The sequence below is a fragment of the Cohnella lupini genome (genome assembly GCF_003386205.1).
GTDB classification, from domain to species: domain Bacteria; phylum Bacillota; class Bacilli; order Paenibacillales; family Paenibacillaceae; genus Cohnella; species Cohnella lupini.
On sequence record NZ_QRDY01000017.1, the window covers coordinates 21,526 to 46,833 of the forward strand.

A 25,308-nucleotide genomic window follows, 5' to 3' on the forward strand; every position below is an offset into this window, starting at 1 on the left:
GACAGCCTTATTTTCTTTAACGAATCGACAGCGTTACATTATCCACATTGAAGGCTCGGCGTCCAGAACCTGACCCGCTTCCAGCAGCTTGGCTCGAAGCACTTCGTACGGCAGGTCTTGAACCGTTACGCCAAGCTCCAAGCATAGCGAGGCTGCGATCGCCGCGGATTGCCCCAGCACCATATAGACAGGCTCCATCCGGATGGAACCGTAGGCCGCATGCGAGGATGACAGCGTCACGGGCAGGAGCAGATTCGTGCATTCCTCCCGCTTCGGACGGATCGACTGATAGCTGATCGGATAGAGAAGCTCATCATCCTCCCAGAAGGTACCCTCGAGATGAACCAGTCCGTCTCTAGCATAATGAGATACGTAGTGAGAGTCGAAATAATAAGTGCCGAGCCCGACCGATTCCGGCGCGGTTCGTTGCTTCACAGACATCTCCGTCATGACATAGTCGCTTACCATCCGGCGCCCTTCCCGCACATAGATCTGCACGGGAAACCCGCCGTTGTCCGTAAACTCATCGGCTGCGAGTCCCCATCCGCGCATATCGGCGCGGACAAGCTCAGGTACCCGTTCGTCATTAGCCAGGAACCATAGCGTTCCGAGCGTGAATGCCCTATGCTCCGCTTCGATCCGCTCTCTGTCCGCGTAATGGCCATTCGCGTAAGCATAGTTAGCCCCGACGAAATCGACATGATTCGTATCCGTCTTCCGGTTCGGAATCGGCGTAAGCGTCAGAATATCGTCCAGCGTCAGCTTCGGGTTCACGGCGAACCGACGGGCTAACAGCTCGTGATGCTTCGGATCATATCCTTCCGGCTTCTCGATCGGCAGCCGATTGTCCGGATCGGAGCTTAACGTGAATCGATAGCAATACGCTTGTACGCGATGATCCGCTTCTCCCTTCTCGCCCGGACTATTCGGCAGGACGTAAGGAAGCAGGCCGCTATCCGGATCCCCGCTTACATGATACGCGCTGACTCCTCCGCCTTCCAGCGGGCCGTTGTCGAAGACGCCGTTCGTCTTCTCGCCATACTGCGAGTTAGCTTCGCGGCCTGTCGTATACGAGACTCCTGCCAGCGCCATCAGGTCCCCTTCATAACCGGCATCTATATAGAGATCGGCAGCGTAGACCTTACCGCTCTCCATCCGGATACCGACAATCCGCCCGTCCTTCTTCTCGACGGCGTCCTCCGCGCCAAGCGCAAGCCGCTCATTCCGGATGACCTCCACGCCAGCCTCGGTCAACATGTTCAGATAGATTGCGGTAGCCACCTTCGGCTCGAACATCCAGCGTATCTTAAGCTCTTCATCGCGTCCGAACCAGAATCGGGTTCCCAACAGCCGATCGTAAGTCTCGGGCGTCTGACTAACCCAACTCTTCGCAGACTCATAGTGACGGTACACCTGTCCGTAAAATTCCCGGGCAATCCCGCCGATCCCCCGGCGGTTATTGATGTCGGTTGCGCCAAGCCCCGAACTGGTCATTCCTCCGATATGTTCGGTATTCGCGATCAGGAGGACCTTCCGGCCAAGGCGGGCAGCTTGAACGGCTGCCGCAACGCCTGCGCTTGTAGCGCCATAAACGATGATGTTATACATGAGCGAGACTGCCTCCTTGCGCGTCGAAGCGTTTGACGTAAGCAATCAGCGACTCGAAGTTAACCCATGAGATGCCTACCTTCTGATCGGCGGCGCCATAAGCCATGATCAGCTCGTCGCCCACCACGATTCCCCCCGTCGTGAACAGGCATGGCGTCGGATAATCCGTAGGAAGCTCCCACTCCTGCTGAGCATACATAAGGCGATCCGGGCAGCGGTGAATAATCTCGGGAAACGAACCCGGAACGTTCCGGGCAATCATGAACGACTGCGTATACCCGAATTCGGCATCCTTCTTGCCATGATAGGAGATCAACCACTCCTCGTCCTTGATCGCAATAGGAGGCCAGCTGGCCCCGATCCGGTTCTCCTCCCAATCCAGAATGCTGGAAGCCAGCAACTGATGGACGGCTTGATCCGTTGCCAAGTCTTCCAGCCGCTCCGCAGCGGCTATATAGATCGAGGGCGTCGATACAGCGTCTCCACCCGGGAAAGCGCTTGGCGTCATCGGACGATGCAGCGTTACGTATTGCGGTCTCCCATCTATCTGCATTCGCTGTGGGAATAGGAACACATCGCGATTATCGCTTCGGCTACCGTCCGTCAAAGGGCAAACGTAGGTGAACGCATCTTCATATTGCCCCGCCGTCAGCTTAGCCAGATCCAGCTTGAACAACACCGTAACCGTGTTGTTCGTGCGGGCCGCTTGGTGGAACGGCGTGTCCTGTTCATGCACCCAGGACGGAATATAGTCATATCGGGTTTCGATCGGCGGATCCTGATCCAACATCCAGTAAGGTCCCGGCGGAAACATCCGGCAGGCTACCGAGACGTACAGTTCGTCCTCGACGGGGAATATGCGAGGATCCTCAATACAACCGTTCGCGTAATTACGGACGCGTTCGCCTCTAATATCGGTAATATAAATTTCTTCTTTCGCTTGCTTCAATGCCGGAGCCAACGCCGGGCGGCTAAAGTCCGCCGACCAGTTCTCGCCCCGGTCATCGCTATATGCATAACCGAGAAAGATCGGATACGGATCATAAGAGCCTTCCTTGCGCGCCTCGGGCCACGGGCCGGTCGCGCGGAAGAGCATGTGCAGACGGCTGCTGTCCGGATCTTGGATAATGGCAGGGTTCAGCACCATTTTGCTTGCCCAATCGCAACCGGGCTGAGGCACGAGTACGGGACCGGGAGAATATTTGAATTGCGGGATCATAGATGAACCTCACCTTCCTAATCATTGTTGTGTAATGCTATTAACCTAGCCTTTCAACGCGCCGCTGCTAACCCCGCTTATAATATATTTCTGCAGGAACAGGTAGACGAGCACGAGCGGAGTGACCACGATAACGATACCTGCCGCAAGAACGGTCCAATCGGTCGAGAACTCCCCGACGAACAAATACAAGCCCGAAGTGAGCGGACGCTTCTCTTTATCCGTCAGATATAGGTACGGATTAATGAAGTCATTCCAGACATTAATAATCTTAAGCATGGCCACGGTCGTAAGGGCCGGCTTCAACAATGGCATGATAATCGTCAGAATGTAACGGAAATAGCCGCATCCGTCGAGTGCTGCCGCTTCGTCGAGCTCTGCCGGAATGTTTTTGACGAAACCAACCAGAATGAACACCATCAACGCCATATTAATGCCGGAGCTGAGCAGGATATACCCTGTGTACGTATTCAGCAAAGCCGTATATTTCATGAAGAAGAGCATGGGGACTATCCCATCCGGAAGAAACAGCGTGATGCCGATCAACCCGAGCAGGAATCCCGTGCCTCGAATATGCTTACGTGAGATCGGATAAGCCGCGAGTGCCGCTACCAGGCAAGTCAGCACCGTAGAGAATCCGGTATAGAGCAGGCTGTTCTTGAAGTTCGTGACCATATCGCCTTGCTTCCACGCTTCGGCGAAGTTATCGAAGTTCAAAGACGAGGCGATGGATAACGGCGAATTCAGGAATTCGGTATTGGTCTTCAGCGCGATATTTACGATCATTAGAATCGGAAGCAGCATGCACAAGCTGAACAAGACCAAGATGACATGAACAAAGGTATAAGGGAGCTTTGCCGTTAATCTCAAGAGAGCTTCTCCTCCCGTCTGCGCATGTACGTCTGTACAATGACGACGACAATGGATATAACCAGGAAATGAATGATGCCAAGAGCAGATGCGTAACCTTGCGTTCCGTTCGAATCGAAGATGGTCTTGAAGACGAACATGCCTAGCGTCATCGTGGAATCATTCGGTCCGCCGTTCGTCAGGATGAGAATGAGGTCGAACACGCGCAAGCTTCCGATAATGCTCAGCAGAATGTTAACGCCGATAATCGGCTGTAGCAGCGGAAGGGTCAAGTACCGGAAAGCTCTCCAGCCTACCGCTCCGTCCATACTTCCCGCTTCATAAATATCCTGGGAGATGCCTTGAAGCCCGGCGAGGTACAGGACCATCGCATATCCTACCGACGTCCATACCTGAACGAGGATAACGAGCGACAGCGACAGTTGCGAATCCCCAAGCATGCTGGAGCTAGTGCCGAACAGACCTAGGATCTGATTGACCGGTCCGGAATACGGGTCGAAGATAAGCGTCCATATGAGACCGATGATGACGACCCCTAGGACGTTGGGCATAAACAAGATCGAGCGGTACACGTTCCTGCCGCGGATCTTCATATTGACCAATACGGCCAGAGCCACGCCTAGGATGTTCTGAATAACCGTTGTGAAAAAAGCAAACGTAAACGAGATGCCGATCGCATTCGTCAAGTCATCGAAGTTAATCGTAAGAGCGTTCTTATAATTTCTCAGACCGATCCAGCTGAAATGATCAATGTTGCCGTTAAAGTCCGTCATCGAGAAAAAGAGCGTGCCGAGCGCTGGATAAATCTTAAAGACGGAAAACAGCAGCAGCGCCGGCAATATGGCCATCCAAGGTGCCCATGAACGGTAAGTCTTGACCATCATTCCACTCCTTCCTTATGTGTAGTTACAAAATGTGTAATTACAAGTCCCGCGAAGTCCGCGGGACTTGTATGCCGAATCATTTCCAGTTAGCCTTACTGTCTTCATAATTCTTCTGCCATTGTTGCGCTGCCTCTTCCGGCTTCAGATCGCTGGTTGCGAGCTGATTGAGAAGATCCAGATCATAAGTGGAGCCCGAGTTCTGAATGTTGGTGAACTGGTCCACTGCATCCTTCGCGGATAGCTGATCATTGATTTGTTGAGCAAGCGGATCCTTCATCGTGATGCCGTCCATAACCGGGAATTGGTTGACCGTATCGATGTAGAGCTGGTAATTGTCTTTCTGGCTGAACGCTTCGAGATACTTCATAGCCGCCTCTTTGTTCGGCGAATTATTCGCGATGAACCAGGCTCCGCCGATCTTGGCATAACCGATCTTATTCTTGGCCTCATCGTCCGTAGCCGGAATCATGAAAGTACCCACTTCGAAATTCGGCTTCGCATCGTTAATCTGAGTGAGGCTGAACGTGCCGTCGATCATCATAGCCGCTTTGCCTTGCGCGAACAGTCCCGGCGCTTGTCCATAAGCGAGGCCGAGGGCGTTCTTCTGGAAGTTCTGGCTGAGCGTCTTGAACTTCGTGAACACTTCTACCCATTCCGGATCGGTGAACTTGCTCGTGAGCGCCATCACATTCGCATTGTCTTTGCCGTAGAAGTCCGGCTTCGCCCCGCGCACGATGGAAGGCTCCAGCGTATGGACGATTTGCTGCATTGGCCAGCCGTCCTTGCCTCCTACGAGAATCGGATCAATGCCACCGGCCTTGATCTTATCCAGCAACGCCGTGAACTCCGTCCATGTCTTGGGCTCTTGTTGCCCCAGATCGCTGAACATCTTCTTATTGTAGAAAGCAACCAGGCTTACCTTGTTCCAAGGCAGGCCGTATTGCTTGCCGTCATAGCTCAGGTTCTCCAAGGCATCCTTCTTATAACTGCTAAGGAAGCTTTGTCCCGATAGGTCCATCCACAGCTCGCGCTGGTCGGCGGAGTTCATCGTCTTGTAATCGCCGGCTACGATGTCTACTTCGTTAGCGGCAATGCGCGAGTTTTTGAGTTGCGCGTAACTTTGGGTAGGCGTCGCGTCGTATCGAATTTTAATATTTGGATTTTCCTTTTCGAACTTGGCATTGAATTGGTCGAAGAAGGCTTTATCCTCTACGCGCCAGTTAATGATCCGAAGCTCGACCTGCTTACCGGAGTCATTGGAGTTCGAGGCTGATGCTCCTGCCGTCGCTACCGAATTCCCCGCATCGTTTCCGTTATTGGTGCCGCAGGCGGACAATAAGGCCGTGGAGATAACCGTTGTTAATGCCACAGAAGCTAATTTTTTTCTATTCATTCTCTTTCCCCTTTTCGAAAGTCTTTGTTTACTACCTCTACATCTTATCCGAAGCAGACTCCGGCCTGAATTCTCAATCCTCTGCATTTCGATTCTATTTTCTTCACTTTGGCTATAAAAATAGCGGCGCAGGAAACCTCCCGCACCGCTCGCCGAACTATTGAATAAATGGAACCGTAATCGTTACGACCGTCCCTCTGCCTTCAAACGCATGCAGCCCCAGACCGTAACCCTCCCCGTATTGCAAGTAGAGACGGGAATGCACGTTGACCAAACCATACGAATCCTCGCCCTTGTAGCTGTCGGGATCAGATACGACTCTCGTTAACCGTTCCTGCAGCGTCCGCAGCAGCGGATCCGGTATGCCGGGTCCATTGTCCATGACTTCGATAATCAGCTTGGAATTCTCGCTGTATGCGCTGATTCGGATGACGCCCTTCCCGCCTCGCGGCTCGATCGCGTATTTAACTGCGTTCTCCACAATCGGCTGCAAAGTAAGCTTAACCATCCGGCAGCCATGGTATTTCTCGTTCACTAGCACTTCGCTGGAGAACTCCTCGGGAAATCGGATATGGATAATATGGAGATACTGATCCAGCGCCTTAATCTCCTCTGCCAGCGTTACTTCCTTCTCGCGCACATTCGCCGTATAACGGTAGAAATCCGCGAGGTTATGCGTCATGTCAACGACGCGCCGATTGCCTTCGAGGTACGCGATACTTTTAATGATATCGAGCGTGTTATACAGAAAGTGAGGGTTGATCTGATTTTGCAATGCCTGTATGGCCGCCTCATTCTGCCTGATTTGCAGATGCATCTCTTTCTTGGATAGTTCCATGACCTCATCGATAAGGGTAACGAGCCGATCCGTCATGCGATTGAATTTCATGCTTAGAATTTGGATCTCATCCGGTCCGGGCCTGAATTCCGTCCTAACGGTCAGATCGCCATGCTCCATCCGGTTAACCGCCGTCATCAATCGGCCGATGGGCGATACGAACCGTCTGGCCAAGACGGGCACCAGCAGCAGCACAAGCAAAAGAATGACCGCCATCATGAGGATCGTGGTCCGATCGGCTGCTCTAAGTCCGGAAGCCATCTCGCCTAGCGGCACTACCGAGACAATGGTCCAGCCTTGGCTTGGCATCTCTCTCGTGCCAATCAACATTCGGGTATGGTCGACGGATTGCATCGTAGCATTCCCCTTGATGCTTAGATCAATGCCGGACAGATTGGTCTCCGTGATCTTCCTGCCGATGAGCGCCGAATTCGGATGGAACACCATTCGGTTCTGTTGCTTGTCCAGCACATAGAATTTTCCCGTTTGCCCCAGTTTCGTCTGCGTGAACAACCGCTCCAGCTCGATAAACTGCAGATTCAGAACCAAATGCCCTACCAGTCGTCCATTGTTAACGCTATATATGGGGATCGAGATCGAGATAAACGGGAATTCCTCATTGCGGTAAAATCCGGTCTGGCGAACAATCGAAATTTGAGGTGTCGTATTGGCGTATTGCGCCTGCGGAATTTCGATATCCGTTACACTGGATTCCATTCTTCCGTCCCCGGCTACAACCCAAAGTCCGGCAATATCCCAGGAGTTAAAAATCCGGTATTTCTCTAGCGTATTCTGGACTTCGGCAATGCTCGCCTGGTTGGACTCGCCGGTCTTTTCCAACCACTGCTGAATCTTCAAATCGCCGATCATGTTCCAGGTGGAATGCTCGACTTGCTCCAGATAATAGTCCAACTGATAGCCAAGCCGGCTTGTCGCTTCATCAGAAGTGGCTTGATAATCGCGAAGCACGGCCGTGCTGTAGTTATGGTTAATCAGGTATCCCGTGACGAACGTACATAGAATACAACTGACGAGCATCATGAAAGTCAGCTTGAACTTGATCGAGTAGTTATACCATGAGAAGCGGCTCCCGAGGCTCATACTCCTCTCGCCTTACGGTACTCGTTTGGCGATACGCCTTCCGATTCCTTAAAGATGCGGTTGAAATACGACATCGTCGTATATCCGACCAGATCCGCGATATCGTATATTTTGAGATCCGGCTCCAGAAGCAGCTGCTTCACCTTCTCCACCCGGATCTTGTTAACGTAATTAATAAGTGTCATCCCCGTCTGGCGCTTGAACACGTTGCAGAAATGCGAGACGCTCATATGGCATCTCTCGGCCATCTCGGTTAGCGAGACGTTCTTACGGTATTGCTGCTCCAGATAGGCGCATACTTCCCGAATAACCTTCTTATCCAGCTGATAGCTCTCCGAAGACGGGAACTGCATTGACCGGCTTAGCAGATCGTCGAAGTGAGTCCGGATCTGCTCGATCGTCAAGGCATCATCGACATGAAAATGTTGGCTCGTCCCGCTCGAAGGATGACCGATTCGCTCCATCCAATTGTTATGCAATAGCCGCAGCAATGCCGCGTAATAAGCCGGGTAGGCATCGCGAATCGACCATACGGACTCCAGAAGCTTATGGAGCGAATCATGAAGGTGAGCAGGCATTTCTCTCGTTGCAAGTTCTTCCAAGAAAGATTGGACCTTCACTAAGTACATATGCCATTTGTCGTTATCCTCAAGCCGGGTGTAAAGACGCTGCATTGCTTCTCTTAATTCATTCTCCTTAACCGGCTTAAGCAAATATTCGGAAACTTGATACTTCATCGCCTGCTGAGCATACTGGAATTTATCGTAACCGCTAATAATAATCGTTTCCATCGGGAGTTTCTTCTCCGCAATCTGCTCAACCAGCCATAATCCATCACGCTGAGGCATCATAATGTCAGTCACAATTAAGGTTGGCCATAGCTCCTGAAGCATATCCCATGCCTCTTGGCCATTCCGGGCTTCCCCCACGACCTGGAATCCTTCTGTAGTCTCGATAATGTCTACTATCATCTTCCGAATCCAAATCTCATCTTCCGCTACCAATACTTGGAACACCCGTCATCCTCCCCCCGGATATGGCTGTTGTCCTAGTATAGCACCAACTAAATGATTCTATTTTACGGAAAGCTCCTCAATATTGGGGTATGCCGTGGTGCAATCAAGACTAAACCGGATCGGTAGGCGCAAAACGGTATTTGCTCGCTTGTTCGTAGGCATAAGCAAGTCGGAATAGCATAGGTTCGCTGTAGGCGGTTCCAACGAAAGTGATTCCCTGCGGGCCTTTGGTCGTATAGCCGCCTTCAGCAATGATGCCTGTTTCTGCATACCCGCCAGGCACGGTAATAGCAGGATAACCCGCACGGGCGGACAAATCGAGGCCCTCCTCGTTCCCTAAGAACAGCAATGCGTCCAGCCGGTATTCTCGGATCGCGTGGTCGATGCCTTGGTCCCGGGATACCTTAAGGTTAAGGCGCAAACTCTCGGCGTACTCCGTTTCAGTCAATGTTCCGCTTGTTTCATTGGAAGAGATCAATGTGTCTTGCCCGTATTTCATCGCGACGTCGCGATTCGCTTCGTTATAGGCGATGAGTTCATCTAACGAACGAACGGAAGCGCCGGGACCTGCTTTGTCCAGATAGTCGTTCAGCCCTTTTTTGAACTCGAACCGCATGACGTCCCAATCCCACTTCGCACTCTCGCAAGGCATTGATATCGGGTCGACAACGATCGCCCCGCGTTCCTTCATCAAGATAATCGCCCTCTCGATAATCTCCGCGCGAGCTCCGTCCAATCCGCTATAATAATGGCGAGGAACTCCGATCCTTGCTCCTTGCAATCCATTCGCGTCCAAGAAATTCGTATAATTCGAATACGCCAATCGCCCATTCTCTTGCATGGCCGTATCTTCTGCATCTGCTGCCGTCATGGCGCCGAGCAAGGTCGCGGCATCCCTGACCGTACGCGTCATCGGACCGGCCGAATCTTGACTATGCGTTATCGGGATGATGCCTGTTCGACTTACGAGCCCGATAGTCGGCTTTAGACCGACTAGTCCGTTTTGCGAGGATGGGCTTATGATCGATCCCGAAGTTTCTGTGCCAATGGCGGCGGTACAAAGATTCGCGGCAACAGCCGCCCCGGATCCCGAACTCGAGCCTCCCACGAATAACTCGCCGGGGCCGTAGGGATTAAGCGTCAGGCCGCCCCTGGAGCTATACCCCGCCCACATCGTGCTCGACATAAAATTCGCCCATTCCGTCATGTTCGCCTTGCCGAGGAATACAGTTCCCGCAGTTCTTAATTGCGCGGCCAAGACCGAATCCGTCTTTGCAAAATGTTCCGCAAGAGCGACCGAACCGGCACTCGTATGCATACGGTCGCCTGTATCGATATTATCCTTTAGCAAGATCGGGATGCCGTGAAGGGGTCCGCGAGAACCGCGTTCCCGACGCTCCTCGTCAAGCTCCACCGCGATAGCGATAGCGTCCGGATTGACTTCCAGTACCGCTCTCAACTCCGGGTTGAGCCGTTCAATCCTCTCCAAGTACCAGCGAACGCAAGCTTCCGACGTTAACGAACCCGATTCCATCGCCAGTCGCAACGAATCGATGTCTGCCTCTATTAATCTTTCATTTATTGTTCCATCCATTTAGAATCTCTCCCTTTTTGGTAGCACCGCTGTCGTCATGAGCGTTCCGGTAATAAAGTAAAGTTCCTTGCCCTCCAGCGTAGGCGATTAGCTGACCGCAACGTCCCCTGAATATCCATATCGTAGCACGTTGACGAAGCTTCCAAAAGTATCTAATTAATATTGGTGGGCACACCCTATTCAGCAATATCAAAGCGGGCGCCGGATACCGGCGCCCGCTACTTTCTAATCGATGTGCGTCCTTACAGCGCTACTAAAGGAGCGCCAATCCTTCCTTGCCCAGAAAGCTCTCGACGATAAACGCCAATTGCGCATCGAGCGAGATCGGGTCGTTCTTGTTAACTTCTATTTAATTTCTAAGGACAAGCCGCCCATACTTCTGTTGACCGAACCTCATATACTATCTTAGTTGAATCGCGAAGGAGGTTTGGCATTGCATAAATATAAGAAACAGGAAATTGCGAAAAAGTATTTGAATCGCTACGTGAAGATCAAAACCGTTCACGGGACGTATAAGGGTAAAATCGTCAACGTCGATAACGGCAAAGTTTATCTGTCTAATGTCGTCTCCGCTCGCAGGAACGGCAAAGACGGGAAAGCCCATATTTCCTTCTTTCCCTTTATTCTCCCGCTCGTCTTATTTGAATTGTTGGTTATCGTTCTGATTCCGACACCGGGAAGAGGCTGTTGTTGCTGACTTAATAAAAGAAAAAAGCATGTGCGCCGAGGCTCCATGCTTTTTTTGTCAGTCACCGCTTGCGGTTCGCCCCCGGCATGCAATCTCCTCCTCGATCATTCCGCGAACGATGACATCGATTGCTAGAGGGCAATTCCACCACTTATCCTTCTAACGATTCAGCGATCTTCAACGCAGCATCGGCCGAAACGTTCCCCGTAACGGAGTATTGAATGTCGCTTTGTACCCAGAATAATTCGGTAAGATTTGTCTGTTCGAACACTAATCCATCCACACCGTTCACTTGAGTAGGAGAAAACAGATCTTCCGGGAATGCAGCCGGCATTCGGCTAGCAACGAAGGTGATCGTTTTCTCACCCGAAACATAAGTGAAGTTCACGTCCCTCGCCGGTTCCCCCTTCATCCCCACCGCCGTGATATCCGAAAGCTTGTATCCCTCCGGTAAATAGGTGGGAGCATTCAAGCCCGGTCCAAAAGCCGCTTTCGCTTCTTCCGCTGTGTTCAACCGGGTTGTGATCAATTGAGACAGTTCCGATCCGGTAGTTCCTGCATTTCCAGCGTTCGACGGGACAGAGCTTTCGATCGGACTCGCAGCGGGAGCCTGAACCGTCGGCTGCTGCAACATAGGGAGCCATGCGATGATCATGAACGCAGCTGCCAGCCCCGCCGCACCCATGATCCAAGTTTTTTTCCGGAAGACGAATCGACGACCTACCTTTTCCGTAACCGCTAGTTGCCGTATTTTCCTCTTCGCTTGATCGCTTAATTCCATAGGGGAGAACAAAATCTCATCCGACTCCTTTCGAAGTTGCTGACGCAAATTACGATCCGTGTCGTTCATGGGTCGGTTCCTCCTTTTTCATCTGCCGAGCCAACGCCTCGCGCGCCCGGTGAAGTCTGTTTCGCACGGTTCCTTCGGGAGACGATATCGCTTCCGCGATCTCTCGCGTTCCAAGGTCCAAATAATAATACAAATACAACACTTCTTGGTATGGTAAGGGCAAGATTAGCAAATGCTGTAGCACTTCACTCTTCTCTAATCTGATTAGAGCCTCATCCTCAACGCTGATCGTTCGCCCTTGTTCCATATGAATTGGGTCGGTTGGTTGCTCCGTAAACATCCGAACGCCCATCTTGTCTCTGCATAAGTTGACGGTGATCGTCGTTAACCAGGTTGTTACGGTGCTGTCTCCCCGGAACGAGTTCCACTTTCGATAGGCGCGCAGGAATACTTCCTGGCTTATATCCTCCGCAAGATGCCGATCGCCGATATAGAAATAAGCGGTTCGCATGACAATTGAGCCATAACTATCCATGAGTTGCTCAAGCGCTTGATCGGGATCTTTCGAGAAATCTTCCTTGGGTTTAAAGCCGGCCGGCTTCATGGGATAACCACCTCCTATCTATTAGACGGTCTTAGTCTGCGATCCGCTTCATTTTAAAATAAGTCTGCTCCAAGAAAAGCAAAAAGCCCGAACCGAGATTCGGGTTTCTTCGATTTTCTCTTTAACGAAATGGTCGGAACGCCATGCGAAGCTCTTCGGAGAAAAGCATCGGCACCTGCCACGCGGCGTAGTGTCCTCCCCTGGCAACACGGTTGTAATAAAACAGCTTCGGGTAGGCTTCCTTCGCCCAACTAAGAGGAGCCTGATAGAGTTCGTCGGGAAAGACGCTTATGGCGACCGGGATATGATTGACGCCTTTGACCGAGAAGAACGGGAGCTTATTTTCCCAATAGAGGCGTGCGGCAGAGACGGGCGTGTTCGTCAGCCAATAGAGCGTGATGTTATCGAGGAAATCGTCTCGCGATATACCCCCGGGGTGACCATAGAACGCTCCCGATATGAGCTCTAGGCTTTTCGCGTCATGGTCGAGATTAAATGCCGCGAGACCTGCCGGCGAATCCGCCAGCCCAGTCAGCGTTTGCGGGCGCCTACTCATGATCTGGGCGTAACCGACATGCTGATAGAAGAAATCCAGCTGCATCCAAGCGTTTTTCTGTTCTTGCGTTAAATCGGGGGGCATCGGATTCCCGTTAATAATCGCTGTTTCGTAGGCGGGAGGTACCGTACCGGGCATGTTGCTATGAATGGCGAACAACCCCGGAACCTGTTGCACCCCCATCATGTCCGCGACGAGCGCGCCCCAATCGCCACCTTGGGCCGCGTAATTCTTATAGCCTAACCGGTTCATTAACACTGCCCAAGCCCTGGCGATTTGAGGAATGTCCCAACCGGGCTTGGTCGGCTTGCCGGAGAATCCGTAACCCGGCAGCGAAGGAATTACGACGTGGAACGCGTCCGATGCCGGAGCTCCGTACGCCGTCGGCCGGGTCAACGGATCGATGACTTTCAGCAGTTCGACGATCGAGCCCGCCCATCCGTGCGTCAGAATCATTGGGATCGCTCCCTCGTGACTCGATCGAACGTGAATGAATTGAATATCCAAGCCGTCGATTTCCGTCACGAACTGCGGGAGGGAGTTAAGCCCTGCTTCGAATTTGCGCCAATCGTATTTAGTTGCCCAATAGCGCGCGATCGTTTGAATAGTCTCAAGCGGCACGCCTTGCGACTGACCCGGAGAGGTTTCCTTGTCGGGCCATCTGGTCGCGGCGACACGCCGACGCAGATCCATTAGAAGCGACTCCGGTGCGAATCCGGGTCGAAACGGTCTAACAGCGGTATTGTCTCTCATCGGAAATCTCCCTTTTACAAACGGCAGCTTTTCCCTATTGATACTATGTTCAAATCCGAATTATTCACAATCCGTTATAAATGGTCGGCTTCGATGGGCGTCAATACGACGATCTTGCCAAAGTCAGGTCCATTCATTTGCTGAATGAAGGCTGATTTCGCTTATCACGCCTTGAAAGCGCGGTAAAAAGGCCTTGTTTCTAATCAACATCTCGTCTAGCATCTTCTCCGCGTCGTTTACGGAAGCAACTAGCGGATGGTGCGCCAACGCCAGCAACGCCTTATCCCTGCTTCCGGTAACGGCCGCCTCGATCGTGAGCTGCTCATACGTTTTCACGGCTTGAACGAGACCTTTCACCGAGGCGGGAACTTCGCTAAGCGGTTGAGGAATCGGCCCTTGTTTCGTTATGATGCAGTTGACTTCGATACAGGCATCGTCGGAAAGGAAGTCGAGAATACCCCTGTTGGACACATTCAAGGTTTGAATATCGCGCGTATCGTTATGAAGGGAATTCATTAGCCGAACCGCGGCTTCCGAATAGTAAGCGCCTCCGCGTTGCTCAAGCTGCTTAGGCTTCTCGGACAAATCCGGATTCCGATAGATTTCGAATAATTCGTCCTCGAGACGTTTAACCGTCTCGGCGCGAGTCTCGCCTTTAAGCGCGGCAGCCTGCTGCTCCGCAAGGATTTCCCTGTGAAGGTAAAAGTACTTCAAGTAATAAGAAGGCACCGCTCCAAGAGAGCGCAGAAGGGTGGGGTTCCAGTCGTATTGAGGTACGTTCTTGGCCGAGTAGCCATCGCGATTGCTTAGCAATTCGGGAAGCTTCTGTTCGCCGTCGACCGTAATCCGATTGATCCAGTGCAAATGGTTAAGTCCGACGAACTCGCAGCGAATTCGATCGACCGGCACGGAATACAACGACGAGAGCCACTTGTAAGCCGCGATCGGAGAATTGCAGAGTCCGATCGAACGAATACTAGAGTACTTATGGATCGCTTCGGTAACCATCCCTGCGGGATTCGTAAAATTAAGCAACCAGGCGTTCGGGCATAGCTCCTCCATATCCTTGCAAATATCAAGTAGGACGGGAATCGTGCGGAGACCTTTCATCATGCCTCCCGGTCCCGTCGTTTCCTGCCCGATCATGCCGTACTTCAACGGGATCGTTTCATCCCAAGCTCTGGCTTCGAGCAATCCGACCCGCATTTGCGTCGACACGTAGTCGGCTCCCTCCAGCGCGGATCTCCGATCCAGCGTTAATCTGACCTGAATCGGCAAGCCCGACTTGGCGATCATCCGTTGCGCCAATTGACCCACGATGGTTAGCTTCCGCTGTCCTTCCGGAATATCCAGCAGTACGATTTCGGTAACGGGGAACGTCTCGTAGCTATCGATAAAACCTTCGATCAACTCCGGAGTATAGGATGAACCTCCGCCGATTACCGCTACTTTCAACGAGTTTCTCATGCCGTTCTGATCCCCTTCACCGATAATCTCTCTTCCAGATGCTCGTAAACGGCGCTCCCGACGGTATCGCCCGAGTGCTCCATAGCTAATAAAATCGCTCCCGCAACTGGCTCCATCGTCAACAAGCGCAATGTGCACCCGCCGGTTACCGATTGAATCTCTTTCTCGATATACGGTGTTACGTATTCGCTATCTCCTCTGGTCAACACGCTACCAACAAGAACCAAATCGAACTTGTCATGTTCCATGCCTAGCTTCCGTATGACCGCGCTTGCCGCCAATCCGAGCTCCGTACCCTGGCGTTGCAGAATCCCCCGGGCAACCTCGTCGTCATTCGCTACTTGGAACAAAAGCTTGGCCAGATGATGAGAGATTCCCTTGCCTTCATCCAAATAATCGTTGAACATCTCCTCGACGGAAGTATAGCCGAGCGTTGCGAGTACCGCTTCGGTCAGCAACGTCGGTCTCTCTCTTCCTTCCCATGAGCGGATGACGGATCGGAACGCTTCTATGGCCAAGTCCGAACCTCCGCCGAAATCGCCGAAGGCGTATCCGAAGCCGCCGCATTGAAGCGAATCGCCTCGCTTGTTAACCCCGAAGCAATTCGTGCCGCTGCCGCAGATGACGACGACCCCGTCCGGCTGTTTCGTCCCCGCCCTTAATCCGATCACGGTATCGCATACGATTCCGTGCTTGCTAAAGCCTAACTCGGCAATCATCGGGCGGAGGATTCGGAAATCCGGCTCCCTGTCCGCGCCGGCCAAGCCGAACATCGCATACTCGATGTCGGCATGCTCCACGTTGGCCTGCTTCATGGCCGCGACTGCCGCTTCCCTTATGTTGCGGATTGCTAGCTCGACTCCAAGCTGGTGATTGCCGCACCCGCTTTCGCCTCTTCCTAAGATGCGCCCTGCCGAATCCGATACGACGGCCAACGTCTTGCTACCTCCGCCGTCAACGCCCAAGTAATAGTTCAAATATGCTCTCTCCCATATCAAATACCGGGCTTCGGAAGCCGGGAACCCCATGCGCGGATGCTTGGCGCTAAGCGCATGCTGGCATGTCGTTCCGGCTTCCAAACCCGTTACGTCGATTTGTTTTCTGTTTTCTTCACCTAATGCGATCGTTGCAAGGAAATGCCGACGATTGCTTTATCTTTATTGTTTAAGCTTGCTCACGTTTTCCTGCCACTTCTCGGTTTTGAACTTGAGCAGTTGATCATAACCCAGCTTCTGGGCATCCTTCTCCGCTTGGTCGAGAATCGATAATACTTCGTCTTCGGACTTGGCCCCGATAACAGCTTGAGCTCTTGCCTTTTCGTAGATTTCGGTAACTCCTTGAGAGATGATTCCCTCATCCGAGTCGCCGGCAGGCTCTAAATTCACGTATTCCGTCGCATTGAACTGCGTCTTCCAAGTGATCTCCGACTGCCAGAACGTTTCCCAGCTGCGCTTCTCCGGCGGAAGCGTCGATTCGAATTTCGATTTGGATTTATCCACGTACACCGTATTGCCGTTCCACTGAAAATTGACCGTGGAATTCATGAGCGCGTCGCGTCCTTCGATATCGCTCGTGAACTTATCCGTGAACAGCGGCGCTTCTTCGGCGTCCGTTCCTTCCCAATACAGGCCTTCGGGTCCCCACATGATCGTTCTTTGTCCTTCCGGACCCGTGAACCAATCCAGGAAGGCGAAGATCGCTTCCGGGTCCTTCGCGTTCTTAGTGATGACGTTAACGTTCCATCCCAGTTGCTTGAAATCTCCCGGGAAGATCTTCGTCTTATCCAGCCCGGCCTTATGAATAGGCCAGACCATGATGTACCCGGCGTTAGGATCTTGCGCCTTCAGGGCCGAGTTCCCCTTCGCTCCGAATTCCGTCGGACTGGACGCCGCATACACGGCGATTTGGCCCGTAACGATCTTCTGTTCGACCTGCTCAAGCTTTTGCGTAAACGCATCTTGGGAAATCAGCTTTTCCCGATAGAGCTTGTTGGCGAATTGAAGCGACTCGCGGAAAGAAGGATCCTTGAATACGGATGTCAGTTCGTTGCCGACCGGCACCGCCATCATGCTCTGCGCGCTGAACAGGTATGGACGGTTTTCCGCGTAGGCGGAAGACAGGATGTCGACGCCTTCGGCTCCTTGGCCGACTTCGAACGGCACGACGTCCGGATATTTGGCTTTTACCTGCTGCAGATAGGCATAGAAATCGTCCGTCGTTTCCAGACTCGGAGATCCCAGCTCCTCGTAAATCTTCTTATTGACCAAGTAACCCGCGTTTCCGTTAGGCTGGGAAGTATACCAGTTCGGGAATTGATACAGCTTGCCGTCCGGCGAACGGAGCATGTTCAAGGTGGATTCGCCCGCCCACTTCTTCAGGTTCGGATATTTGTTCAAATAATCGTCGAAGGGAACGAGCATGCCTTCCGAACGAAGCTTCTCCACGTCCGCTCCTCGTTCCATCCAGATCACGTCCGGCAGCTCGTCGGAGACGATCATCGTGCTCAGCTTTTGTTTGGCGTTACCGCCCGAGCTTACGGGCAGAACGTTGACCTTCTTATTTTCCTTGATCCATTTCGTTGCCAGATCCTCGCCCCAATTAGGCATCGTATACCAATCGTAATGGCCATAGAACGAGAATTCCAACGGCTGATCCCCGAGTACGTAGGTAGCCGGCTGTTCTCCCGAGCTTTCCCCCGTGCTTTCCGACGTGCCCGACCCTGCAGGCGATTCGTTGTTCTTCGAGCAACCCGTTATTACCATGATGGCGATAAGCGTACAAATCAGAACGTAATTCAGGCTCTTCTTTTCGGATATCATTGATTAGACTCCTTTCTGAATGTTCATCTATGGTTAAAGCAAAGTCGACTGCTTTAAGCCCTCCGTTTATTCCTTCAGTGAACCAATCAATACGCCTTTAACGAAGTACTTCTGAACGAAAGGATAGACGCAGAGAATCGGCACGGTCGCGACCATCATCGTAGCCATGGACAACGATTTCGAAGTGACGGATCTCATTTGATTCAGATGGCTGCTCGCGCTCGAGTCCATCTTGGACATTTGCTCGTTCATGATATTGGAGTTAAGAATTTGCTGCAGCTTGGTCTGAATAGGCAGCAGATCGACATTGGAAATATAGATGCCCGGTGCGAACCAATCGTTCCAGTGATAGACTGCCGTGAACAGCGATAATGTCGCGAGTACCGGACCCGATAAAGGAAAAATGATACGGAAGAATACTCCCCAATTGGAACTACCGTCGATTTTCGCCGATTCTTCCAGCCCGGCCGGCATTCCCATGAAGAAGGCGCGGAAGATGATCATGTTCCATACGCTGATTAATCCCGGAATAACCATCACCCAGAATGAATTCATCAATCCGAGCTCCCGGATAAGCAAGTAACTCGGAATAAGTCCACCGCTGAAATACATGGTGAATATGCACGCGATCATGTAGAACTTACGGCCGATTAATTCCCGTTTGGTCATGCCGTAAGCGAAGATCGAAGTGGCCAATATGGTTAATACCGTACCGATAACCGTTCGAAGTATGGAAATGACGAATCCGTCGATCAATCGTTTGTCCTTGAACACGACCTCGTAATTTTCCAACGAGAACGCGCGCGGCCAGAACGTGATCCCGCCCTTCATCGTGTCCGTCCCCAAGTTGAAGGAGACGACGCCCGCATTCCAGAACGGATAGAACGCGGTGAAGCCCAGAATGCAGAGCAGGACGTAAATCGTGACCGATAAGACTTTATCTCCGCCAGAAAGTTTCATAGAGTCGTCCCCTCTTTCTCCGTTACCACAGGCTGTTACCCGATCGGCGCGCTACATAATTGGCCCCCGCAAGCAATCCGACGCTGATTACCGCTTTGAAGATACCTGCCGCCGTAGCGTAAGAGTAACGGGAGTTCTCGATGCCGATTCGATACACGTAGGTATCCAACACGTCGCTTACGTCCCGGAGGATCGGATTAGAGCCTAGCAAGAGAATGTCCTCGAAACCAGCGTTTAATAAATTCCCGATCGCGAGAATGGAGAACACGATAACTACCGGCAAAATAGAAGGAAGGGTGATAGTGAACATTTGTCTGAATCTGCTCGCCCCGTCCATGGACGCGGCTTCGTAGAGATGAGGATCGACGCCGGCGATAGCCGCCAGATAGACGATGGAAGCGAATCCGATTTCCTTCCAAACTCCCGTCGTAACGAGAATCCCCCAGAAATATTCCGGCATGGAGAGAAAGTTGATCGGTTCTTCGATGAGGTTGAGTTTCTGAAGCAGGATGTTCAAGCTTCCGTTGTCCGTAGATAACAAGGAGAGTACGAATCCGGACACGATAACCCATGATAGAAAGTGAGGGAGGTAACTAATCGTTTGAATGGTTCTCTTGAAGGTTCTGTTACCGATTTCGTTCAGCATTAACGCCAATAGGATCGGCGCGGGGAACCCCACGATTAATTTCAGCAAACTGATGACCAAAGTGTTCCGCATGATATCCCAGAACACGGGTGCATTGAAGAACATCTCGAAATGCTTGAACCCGACCCAAGGACTGCCCAGAAATCCTTTGAACAGGCTATAGTCCTGAAAGGCGGTCAGCACGCCGTACATGGGGACGTAACTGAAGAGGAAGATGAATAGCAATGCCGGCAAAACCATGAGTTGAATATCCCATTGACGCAGCAATCTTACGATTCCATTAGGCTTCGAATAAGTTTCCCTCGCGGTTCGGATACTCGTCTGCGACATTCATAACCTCCGTCCGTGAAGTTTCCACAATATTAACTGCAGATTAACTCTGTGTTAAATATGCTCTTTCTTCTTGTATTTTACGGACTTGCTTAGGTCATTTCTCCGCTTAAACGCTTGTTTTATGACACTATCTTACTGTTATCTGATAATTCTTTTTTTTGGAGATACGTGGCGATACTCCGTACTGTTGCTTAAATAACCGATTGAAATTGGACAACGTACGAAACCCGCATTCGTAAGCGACCTCCATAATTTTCATATTCGTAGTTTCCAGAAGGATCATCGCGCGCTCTAGACGGATATGAATCAAGTACACCAAAGGCGCCGATCCGACCACCCTTCGGAAAATATCGCTGAATCGCGACGGACTTAAATAGACAAGAGCGGCCAGTTCCTCCAGCGTCCATGGATGCCCGAATTTCTCCTCCATCGCATAGATGACTTGCCTCACTTTCTCTAACTGCGCGGAATTCACCTTTTCCTTGGGCTTCCCCACGCCTTCCATACGAAATTCCCGGTTAACGAGGGCAAGGAAGCGCAGCAACTGGGAATACACCATGGAAGCAAACGATTGCCGTTCATTCTCGTGCTCTACTTGCAATTCGAGCAAGATATCGCGAAGAAGTCCGATGCTTGGATGGTCGCGATCGAGCAGGTTCGTGAAGTGAGCTCCCATCTCCTTGAATGGCGACAAAATTTCGGAATCGTAACGCAGGTTGCCAAGCAGCCAAAAAGGAGCGAAGGAAATGACCAGCATGACCAGATTGTCCTTTTCGTACGCGCAATGTAGATCATTGGAGTTGATCATAAGAATATCGCCTTCCCGAAATTCAAATCTCTGACCGTTGATCATATAATAGCCGCTACCCGATTTGATAAGATTAATCTCCAGCACGTCATGCCAATGCAGCTTCTGGTAATACGTTGTGACCCCGATAGTGTCCCCGACGTAAATCGGATACTGCTTGGGCCATATGACTTTCTCTTTGGGAATAGCTTCATTCCTGGTAAAGGTCAATAAGATCATTCCTTCCTCGGCGATTGTTATAAAAAAGCCCGCGCCGCGTAAACGCGGAACGGGACGATATCCATTGACTATTCGCTAGGCGCGGCAACCAGCAAAGCCGCGCCGATAGCTCCGGCTTCCTTGCCAAGCAACGGACCGACGATCTTGACGCCGGCCTTCATGGAGGCGATTCCGAGATCGGAAATCGCTTGATTCATCGGCTCCAGCAATGGGGCGCCGATGTTAGCCGCGCCGCCGCCAAGCACGATGACCTCGGGATTCACCATATGAATGATGCTGACGAGGCCCGTGCCGAGCGCGCGTCCTGCTTCCCGAAGAACGCCCGCGGACAATTCGTCCCCCGCGGAAGCAGCCTCGGCCACGTGGCGGGACGTAATAGGGCTTCCCTTTGCGGCTTTCATTAACGTAGCGGCTTGATCGGGCGATTCCGTCGCGAGTTGTTGGGCTCGTCTCGCGATCGCCGTCCCGGACGCGTACAGCTCCATGCATCCGACATTCCCGCATGGACAGCGCGGCCCGTTCCAATCGATCGTAATATGGCCTAACTCGCTAGCGCTCGAATCCCGGCCCCGAATCAATCTGCCCGAGCTGATGACGCCGGCTCCGATTCCGGTCGAAACGGTAATATATACGCAGTTCTTCGTCCCTTTCCCTGCACCGACGGCCCACTCTCCGTAAGCGGCCGCGTTAGCGTCGTTCTCCAGGTTGACTGGCACGCCGAATTCTTGTTGCAGCCTTATGCCGAGCGGAACCTGGTTCCAACCTAAGTTGGCTGCATAAGCCACGATTCCCTCTTTTGCGTTTAACGTCCCGGCGGTCGCTACTCCGATGCTCGCCAGTTCATGCTCGGGAGCTAAGCACCTTTGGATCAGATCGAACATCCTTAGGATCACGGATTCGGGTCCTTCATGGGCGTTCGTGCTTGCCTCCGATTTATTCAAGATGGTACCCTGCTCGTCCAGAACGACGGCGAGTATTTTCGTGCCGCCGAGATCTATACCCGCGTATACTTTTTTCCTGTTCATATATGATTAACCTCCAAATTAATCCAATACGGATGCGCTAAAGATTTTTTGCAGCATTAACGTAGCCGAGCCGTATAGGGCGCCCTTCTCGCCGAAAGAGGCCGGCAAAACTCTGTCCCGCGTGAATTCGAACGGAAACGGAAAGTTCTCCAGCGCGTCCTTGATTTTATCCAAAAGCCTAGAAGATCGGTTCATCCAACCTTCGATAATGACGACTTCGGGACTGATAAAATTAATCGCGCTTGCGATCATGAGCATCGTCGCGTTAATAATCCGGTTAAATAAGGGTTCTAACCAAGGCTCTCCGGCATCGTATCTGGCGATGATCTCGTCGATCGTCCGAGGGATGGCTACACCGTGCTCCCGAGCTAACGCTTGGCATTTGATGAGAATATAGGGATTGGTCAATACTGTCTCCACGCATCCTCGTTGACCGCAGTTGCAAATCTCTCCGTTCGGCTCTACGGGGATATGGCCGATTTCTCCCGCTCCTCCCATATACCCGGAATGAATCTGCGAATGGAGAACGATCCCGGCTCCGATTCCTTCGTTAATCGTCAAATAGACGAGGCTGGTCTTATCTTTCCCCGCGCCGGAATAATGCTCGGCAAAAGCGGCTGCGTTGGAGTCGTTGACGATTTTCACGGGAACATTGGGAAATACAGCGGATATCTGTTTCCTCAGATTGAAATTAGTAAGTTTCAGCAAGCTGGAATACAGAACGGTCTCTTCCAATTCGTCGATAATGCCCGGGGTTGAAATGCCGATACCCATAATGAGCTCCGCGTTCAACGACTCGACTTGGTTCAGGCAAGCGTACAATGCGGTATTGATCTGTTCCCCCAACGAATCGTTGCCTATGGCGATCTTCGTCTTAAACTCCGTTATGCATTGGCCATGGAGATTCATTACCGCGCATATCAAGTAGTTATTGCCGATGGATATTCCGATCACGTAACCGCCGTCTTTATTGATTTGCAACGATATCGCTCTTCGGCCGGCTCCCGAGGATGGCTTCTCCCCGACTTCCTCCACGAACCTTTTTGCAATGAGCTCCTCGATCAATACCGAAACCGTCGTCGCGCTTAACTTGGTAATCTTGGTGAGCTCGGCGCGAGTGAGTCTACCTTCTTTATGAAGTAAATTCATGATCATAGCCGTATTAATTTCTTTCATCAGCTGCAAATTACCTTTAATGGGCACCTCAGCCTATCCTCCCGACGTAATTCTATAAACGTCCGCAGTCTCTTGAGTAGGATTATTTCATTCACTGGACTTAATATATTATAAACGAAGATTCGTAAGCAGTAAAACAGATTACTGACTAATCGAGCCGGGTAAACTCGCCGTTCTGACCCAGTCTCTCGCCAACGTCGCGGGTAAGGGTTTGCTGAATAAATAACCTTGAATGCAATCGCAGTCGTATTTCTTTAAGTAATCCAATTGGCTGTACGTTTCCACGCCTTCCGCGATTACCTTCAACCCTATGCCTTGGGCTAGGCGGATGATAAGGCCCGTTAACGGTTGATCTTCAGCGCTTTCCGGTATTTGCTCGATGAAGCTTTTGTCGATCTTCAGCGTCGTGATCGGCAGCCTCATAAGGTGGCTTAACGAAGAGAAACCTCTCCCGAAGTCGTCCAGCGCGATGTTCACGCCATGCTCTCTTAGTCGGCTTAATTTATCCGCGATCAAGTCCAACGATTCGATAACCATCGATTCCGTAATCTCCAGCTCCAGATATCGCGGTTCCAAGCCCGTTTCCCTTAAAATATCCAAAACCCGTTCGACGTAGCGTTGCCCGATCAATTGGACGACGGAAACGTTCACCGAAATAATAGGCCTGTCGGTTCCGTTCTCGTGCAGCGAGCGAATAAACTGACAGGCCGTGCGGAGCACCCATTCCCCGATTGGAATAATCAATTGTGTCTCTTCCGCGATTCGAATGAATTGATCGGGCGCGACCCTTCCCAGCACCGGGCTGTTCCACCGAATTAAAGCTTCCAGCCCATCGATTCGCGGACTACCTAGACTGATTTGCGGCTGATAATGCAGCTCGAACTCCATGTTCTCCAACGCATGCCGAAGAAGACGCTCCATATCGGCCCGATGCTGAAGCGGAACGCTCAATGCTCCGTCATAGAAGGCATACCCGTTCTTGCCTCTATTCTTTACATAGTACAGGGCGATATCGGCATTCTGCAGCAACTGGTCCAGCGTTCTGCCATGAGAAGGAAAGTGGGAAATCCCGATGCTTCCGGTCGTATGCATTCGATGCTCGCCTACGGCGACCGCACGTTCGAATAGGCCGATAAGTCTTTCGGCTCTCTCCTGAAGGCGATCTTTGGCCAGTCTCGTCACTAATACCCATTCGTCCCCTCCTAGGCGATAAAGCTGCTCCGAAGGAGATAAGTCTTCGGCTAGCCGCGTGGAGATTTCCCGGATTAATCGATCGCCGAACGCATGTCCTAAAGTATCGTTCGTATATTTGAAATCATCCAAATCCACGTAGAATAGCGATGCATCCTTTAATAATGTCATATTCTCGTACAACGCCAGCCGGTTAGGCAGACCGGTTAGCTGATCTTTGAATGCCACCTGGCGGAGCTCTTCGCGGCTGCTCAATAGCTCCGTGTATTGATTATGCAGCTTCCTTTCCGTAAAGCTCATGCGGAGAGTAGTCCTATATATCAAATAGAACAAGAAAATTGCGGTAATCGCAATGAATAACCAGCCTTTAATCAAGCTGAATCTGGTGAACAGCTGCTTGTTAGTCACGAATGCGTTTAACGCCTGATCGGAGAATAGGATCCATAACGCGCCGGAAATTAAATAAATCGATGAAATTTTAAGCGACGCCACGACCGGTAAGCGAGTAATGTTGGATTTAGAACTTTCCCTTTGAGAGTCTTCGTTTGCTTCGTAGTTCGACATCGTTCGACCTCCATGCCTGCCAGTTCGCTCTTAATTATTTGTCCTTATGTCGAATTATGTCGGTTTTCTATCATTCGACATCTGCAGGTTACATTCCTACTTTATGGAAATAAAATTCGAAAAATATTTCGGCACGATTTCCCCGGCGACTGTGGCCAACGAATACGCAAAATCGAATAAAAAAGA

21 protein-coding genes are annotated in these 25,308 nt (G+C 51.5%); 1 reads left to right on the top strand and 20 read right to left on the bottom strand.

Translation table 11 applies throughout. The features are described 5' to 3' along the window. Window positions 1–33 precede the first annotated feature (33 nt). From DFP95_RS21525 to DFP95_RS21560, 8 genes are all read right to left on the bottom strand, one after another. Complete coding sequence (locus DFP95_RS21525; RefSeq protein WP_115994761.1) at window positions 34–1,608, bottom strand: FAD-dependent oxidoreductase; 1,575 nt, start codon at window positions 1,606–1,608, stop codon at window positions 34–36. Next, window positions 1,601–2,827, bottom strand: a complete 1,227-nt coding sequence (locus DFP95_RS21530) for a glycoside hydrolase family 130 protein (RefSeq protein ID WP_115994762.1) — start codon at window positions 2,825–2,827, stop codon at window positions 1,601–1,603. Before DFP95_RS21530 ends, DFP95_RS21525 begins: the two co-directional genes overlap by 8 nt. Window positions 2,828–2,872: 45 nt before the next feature. Continuing rightward, window positions 2,873–3,697 (bottom strand): carbohydrate ABC transporter permease, encoded by an 825-nt coding sequence (locus tag DFP95_RS21535; RefSeq protein WP_115994763.1) that lies wholly within the window; start codon window positions 3,695–3,697, stop codon window positions 2,873–2,875. Further along, a complete protein-coding gene (locus DFP95_RS21540) occupies window positions 3,694–4,581 on the bottom strand; it encodes a carbohydrate ABC transporter permease (protein WP_115994764.1) in 888 nt (295 codons plus the stop codon). The genes DFP95_RS21535 and DFP95_RS21540 overlap by 4 nt, the downstream gene beginning before the upstream one ends. A gap of 76 nt (window positions 4,582–4,657) precedes the next feature. Further along, window positions 4,658–5,974 (bottom strand): ABC transporter substrate-binding protein, encoded by a 1,317-nt coding sequence (locus tag DFP95_RS21545; protein ID WP_181907555.1) that lies wholly within the window; start codon window positions 5,972–5,974, stop codon window positions 4,658–4,660. Between the two features lie 157 nt (window positions 5,975–6,131). Continuing rightward, window positions 6,132–7,913: a cache domain-containing sensor histidine kinase gene (locus DFP95_RS21550; protein WP_115994766.1), complete on the bottom strand. Its 1,782-nt coding sequence runs from the start codon at window positions 7,911–7,913 to the stop codon at window positions 6,132–6,134. Continuing rightward, window positions 7,910–8,929: a response regulator gene (locus DFP95_RS21555; RefSeq protein ID WP_115994767.1), complete on the bottom strand. Its 1,020-nt coding sequence runs from the start codon at window positions 8,927–8,929 to the stop codon at window positions 7,910–7,912. Before DFP95_RS21555 ends, DFP95_RS21550 begins: the two co-directional genes overlap by 4 nt. 109 nt (window positions 8,930–9,038) lie before the next feature. Next, window positions 9,039–10,523 carry an amidase family protein gene (locus DFP95_RS21560; RefSeq protein ID WP_115994768.1) on the bottom strand — a complete coding sequence of 495 codons (1,485 nt, stop codon included), beginning with the start codon at window positions 10,521–10,523 and terminating at the stop codon, window positions 9,039–9,041. A gap of 433 nt (window positions 10,524–10,956) precedes the next feature. Between DFP95_RS21560 and DFP95_RS21565 the strand changes: the two genes are divergently transcribed. Beyond that, complete coding sequence (locus tag DFP95_RS21565; protein ID WP_115994769.1) at window positions 10,957–11,220, top strand: hypothetical protein; 264 nt, start codon at window positions 10,957–10,959, stop codon at window positions 11,218–11,220. A gap of 142 nt (window positions 11,221–11,362) precedes the next feature. Here the strand turns inward: DFP95_RS21565 and DFP95_RS21570 are convergent, their stop codons facing one another. From DFP95_RS21570 to DFP95_RS21625, 12 genes are all read right to left on the bottom strand, one after another. Next, window positions 11,363–12,061: a DUF4367 domain-containing protein gene (locus tag DFP95_RS21570; RefSeq protein ID WP_115994770.1), complete on the bottom strand. Its 699-nt coding sequence runs from the start codon at window positions 12,059–12,061 to the stop codon at window positions 11,363–11,365. After that, on the bottom strand, window positions 12,042–12,605 hold the full coding sequence (locus DFP95_RS21575; protein ID WP_115994771.1) for a sigma-70 family RNA polymerase sigma factor: 564 nt from the start codon (window positions 12,603–12,605) through the stop codon (window positions 12,042–12,044). The genes DFP95_RS21570 and DFP95_RS21575 overlap by 20 nt, the downstream gene beginning before the upstream one ends. Window positions 12,606–12,726: 121 nt before the next feature. Then, window positions 12,727–13,914 carry an epoxide hydrolase family protein gene (locus DFP95_RS21580; protein ID WP_115994772.1) on the bottom strand — a complete coding sequence of 396 codons (1,188 nt, stop codon included), beginning with the start codon at window positions 13,912–13,914 and terminating at the stop codon, window positions 12,727–12,729. Window positions 13,915–14,037: 123 nt separating this feature from the next. Continuing rightward, window positions 14,038–15,381 carry a 6-phospho-beta-glucosidase gene (locus DFP95_RS21585; protein ID WP_115994773.1) on the bottom strand — a complete coding sequence of 448 codons (1,344 nt, stop codon included), beginning with the start codon at window positions 15,379–15,381 and terminating at the stop codon, window positions 14,038–14,040. Continuing rightward, on the bottom strand, window positions 15,378–16,358 hold the full coding sequence (locus DFP95_RS21590) for an N-acetylglucosamine kinase (RefSeq protein ID WP_115994838.1): 981 nt from the start codon (window positions 16,356–16,358) through the stop codon (window positions 15,378–15,380). The genes DFP95_RS21585 and DFP95_RS21590 overlap by 4 nt, the downstream gene beginning before the upstream one ends. A gap of 180 nt (window positions 16,359–16,538) precedes the next feature. Beyond that, on the bottom strand, window positions 16,539–18,200 hold the full coding sequence (locus DFP95_RS21595; protein WP_115994774.1) for an extracellular solute-binding protein: 1,662 nt from the start codon (window positions 18,198–18,200) through the stop codon (window positions 16,539–16,541). Between the two features lie 66 nt (window positions 18,201–18,266). Further along, window positions 18,267–19,160: a carbohydrate ABC transporter permease gene (locus tag DFP95_RS21600; protein ID WP_115994775.1), complete on the bottom strand. Its 894-nt coding sequence runs from the start codon at window positions 19,158–19,160 to the stop codon at window positions 18,267–18,269. Between the two features lie 22 nt (window positions 19,161–19,182). Continuing rightward, window positions 19,183–20,136 (bottom strand): ABC transporter permease, encoded by a 954-nt coding sequence (locus DFP95_RS21605; RefSeq protein ID WP_115994776.1) that lies wholly within the window; start codon window positions 20,134–20,136, stop codon window positions 19,183–19,185. 130 nt (window positions 20,137–20,266) lie between these two features. Further along, window positions 20,267–21,166, bottom strand: coding sequence for an AraC family transcriptional regulator (locus DFP95_RS21610; RefSeq protein WP_115994777.1), 900 nt, complete (start codon window positions 21,164–21,166; stop codon window positions 20,267–20,269). A gap of 68 nt (window positions 21,167–21,234) precedes the next feature. After that, window positions 21,235–22,191, bottom strand: a complete 957-nt coding sequence (locus DFP95_RS21615) for an ROK family protein (protein WP_115994778.1) — start codon at window positions 22,189–22,191, stop codon at window positions 21,235–21,237. Between the two features lie 18 nt (window positions 22,192–22,209). Beyond that, the gene (locus DFP95_RS21620; protein ID WP_115994779.1) at window positions 22,210–23,394 is read right to left on the bottom strand and encodes an ROK family transcriptional regulator; all 1,185 of its coding nucleotides are present in this window, start codon (window positions 23,392–23,394) and stop codon (window positions 22,210–22,212) included. A 114-nt stretch (window positions 23,395–23,508) separates the two neighbouring features. Next, the gene (locus DFP95_RS21625; RefSeq protein WP_115994780.1) at window positions 23,509–25,122 is read right to left on the bottom strand and encodes a putative bifunctional diguanylate cyclase/phosphodiesterase; all 1,614 of its coding nucleotides are present in this window, start codon (window positions 25,120–25,122) and stop codon (window positions 23,509–23,511) included. Window positions 25,123–25,308: the final 186 nt, after the last annotated feature.

What these genes read in the sequence shown, in the direction of transcription:
- DFP95_RS21525 (WP_115994761.1), bottom strand. Translation starts at nt 1,608, where the DNA reads ATGTATAACATCATCGTTTATGGCGCTACAAGCGCAGGCGTTGCGGCA.
- DFP95_RS21530 (WP_115994762.1), bottom strand. Translation starts at nt 2,827, where the DNA reads ATGATCCCGCAATTCAAATATTCTCCCGGTCCCGTACTCGTGCCTCAG.
- DFP95_RS21540 (WP_115994764.1), bottom strand. Translation starts at nt 4,581, where the DNA reads ATGATGGTCAAGACTTACCGTTCATGGGCACCTTGGATGGCCATATTG.
- DFP95_RS21545 (WP_181907555.1), bottom strand. Translation starts at nt 5,974, where the DNA reads ATGAATAGAAAAAAATTAGCTTCTGTGGCATTAACAACGGTTATCTCC.
- DFP95_RS21550 (WP_115994766.1), bottom strand. Translation starts at nt 7,913, where the DNA reads ATGAGCCTCGGGAGCCGCTTCTCATGGTATAACTACTCGATCAAGTTC.
- DFP95_RS21560 (WP_115994768.1), bottom strand. Translation starts at nt 10,523, where the DNA reads ATGGATGGAACAATAAATGAAAGATTAATAGAGGCAGACATCGATTCG.
- DFP95_RS21570 (WP_115994770.1), bottom strand. Translation starts at nt 12,061, where the DNA reads ATGAACGACACGGATCGTAATTTGCGTCAGCAACTTCGAAAGGAGTCG.
- DFP95_RS21575 (WP_115994771.1), bottom strand. Translation starts at nt 12,605, where the DNA reads ATGAAGCCGGCCGGCTTTAAACCCAAGGAAGATTTCTCGAAAGATCCC.
- DFP95_RS21580 (WP_115994772.1), bottom strand. Translation starts at nt 13,914, where the DNA reads ATGAGAGACAATACCGCTGTTAGACCGTTTCGACCCGGATTCGCACCG.
- DFP95_RS21585 (WP_115994773.1), bottom strand. Translation starts at nt 15,381, where the DNA reads ATGAGAAACTCGTTGAAAGTAGCGGTAATCGGCGGAGGTTCATCCTAT.
- DFP95_RS21595 (WP_115994774.1), bottom strand. Translation starts at nt 18,200, where the DNA reads ATGATATCCGAAAAGAAGAGCCTGAATTACGTTCTGATTTGTACGCTT.
- DFP95_RS21600 (WP_115994775.1), bottom strand. Translation starts at nt 19,160, where the DNA reads ATGAAACTTTCTGGCGGAGATAAAGTCTTATCGGTCACGATTTACGTC.
- DFP95_RS21605 (WP_115994776.1), bottom strand. Translation starts at nt 20,136, where the DNA reads ATGTCGCAGACGAGTATCCGAACCGCGAGGGAAACTTATTCGAAGCCT.
- DFP95_RS21610 (WP_115994777.1), bottom strand. Translation starts at nt 21,166, where the DNA reads ATGATCTTATTGACCTTTACCAGGAATGAAGCTATTCCCAAAGAGAAA.
- DFP95_RS21615 (WP_115994778.1), bottom strand. Translation starts at nt 22,191, where the DNA reads ATGAACAGGAAAAAAGTATACGCGGGTATAGATCTCGGCGGCACGAAA.
- DFP95_RS21625 (WP_115994780.1), bottom strand. Translation starts at nt 25,122, where the DNA reads ATGTCGAACTACGAAGCAAACGAAGACTCTCAAAGGGAAAGTTCTAAA.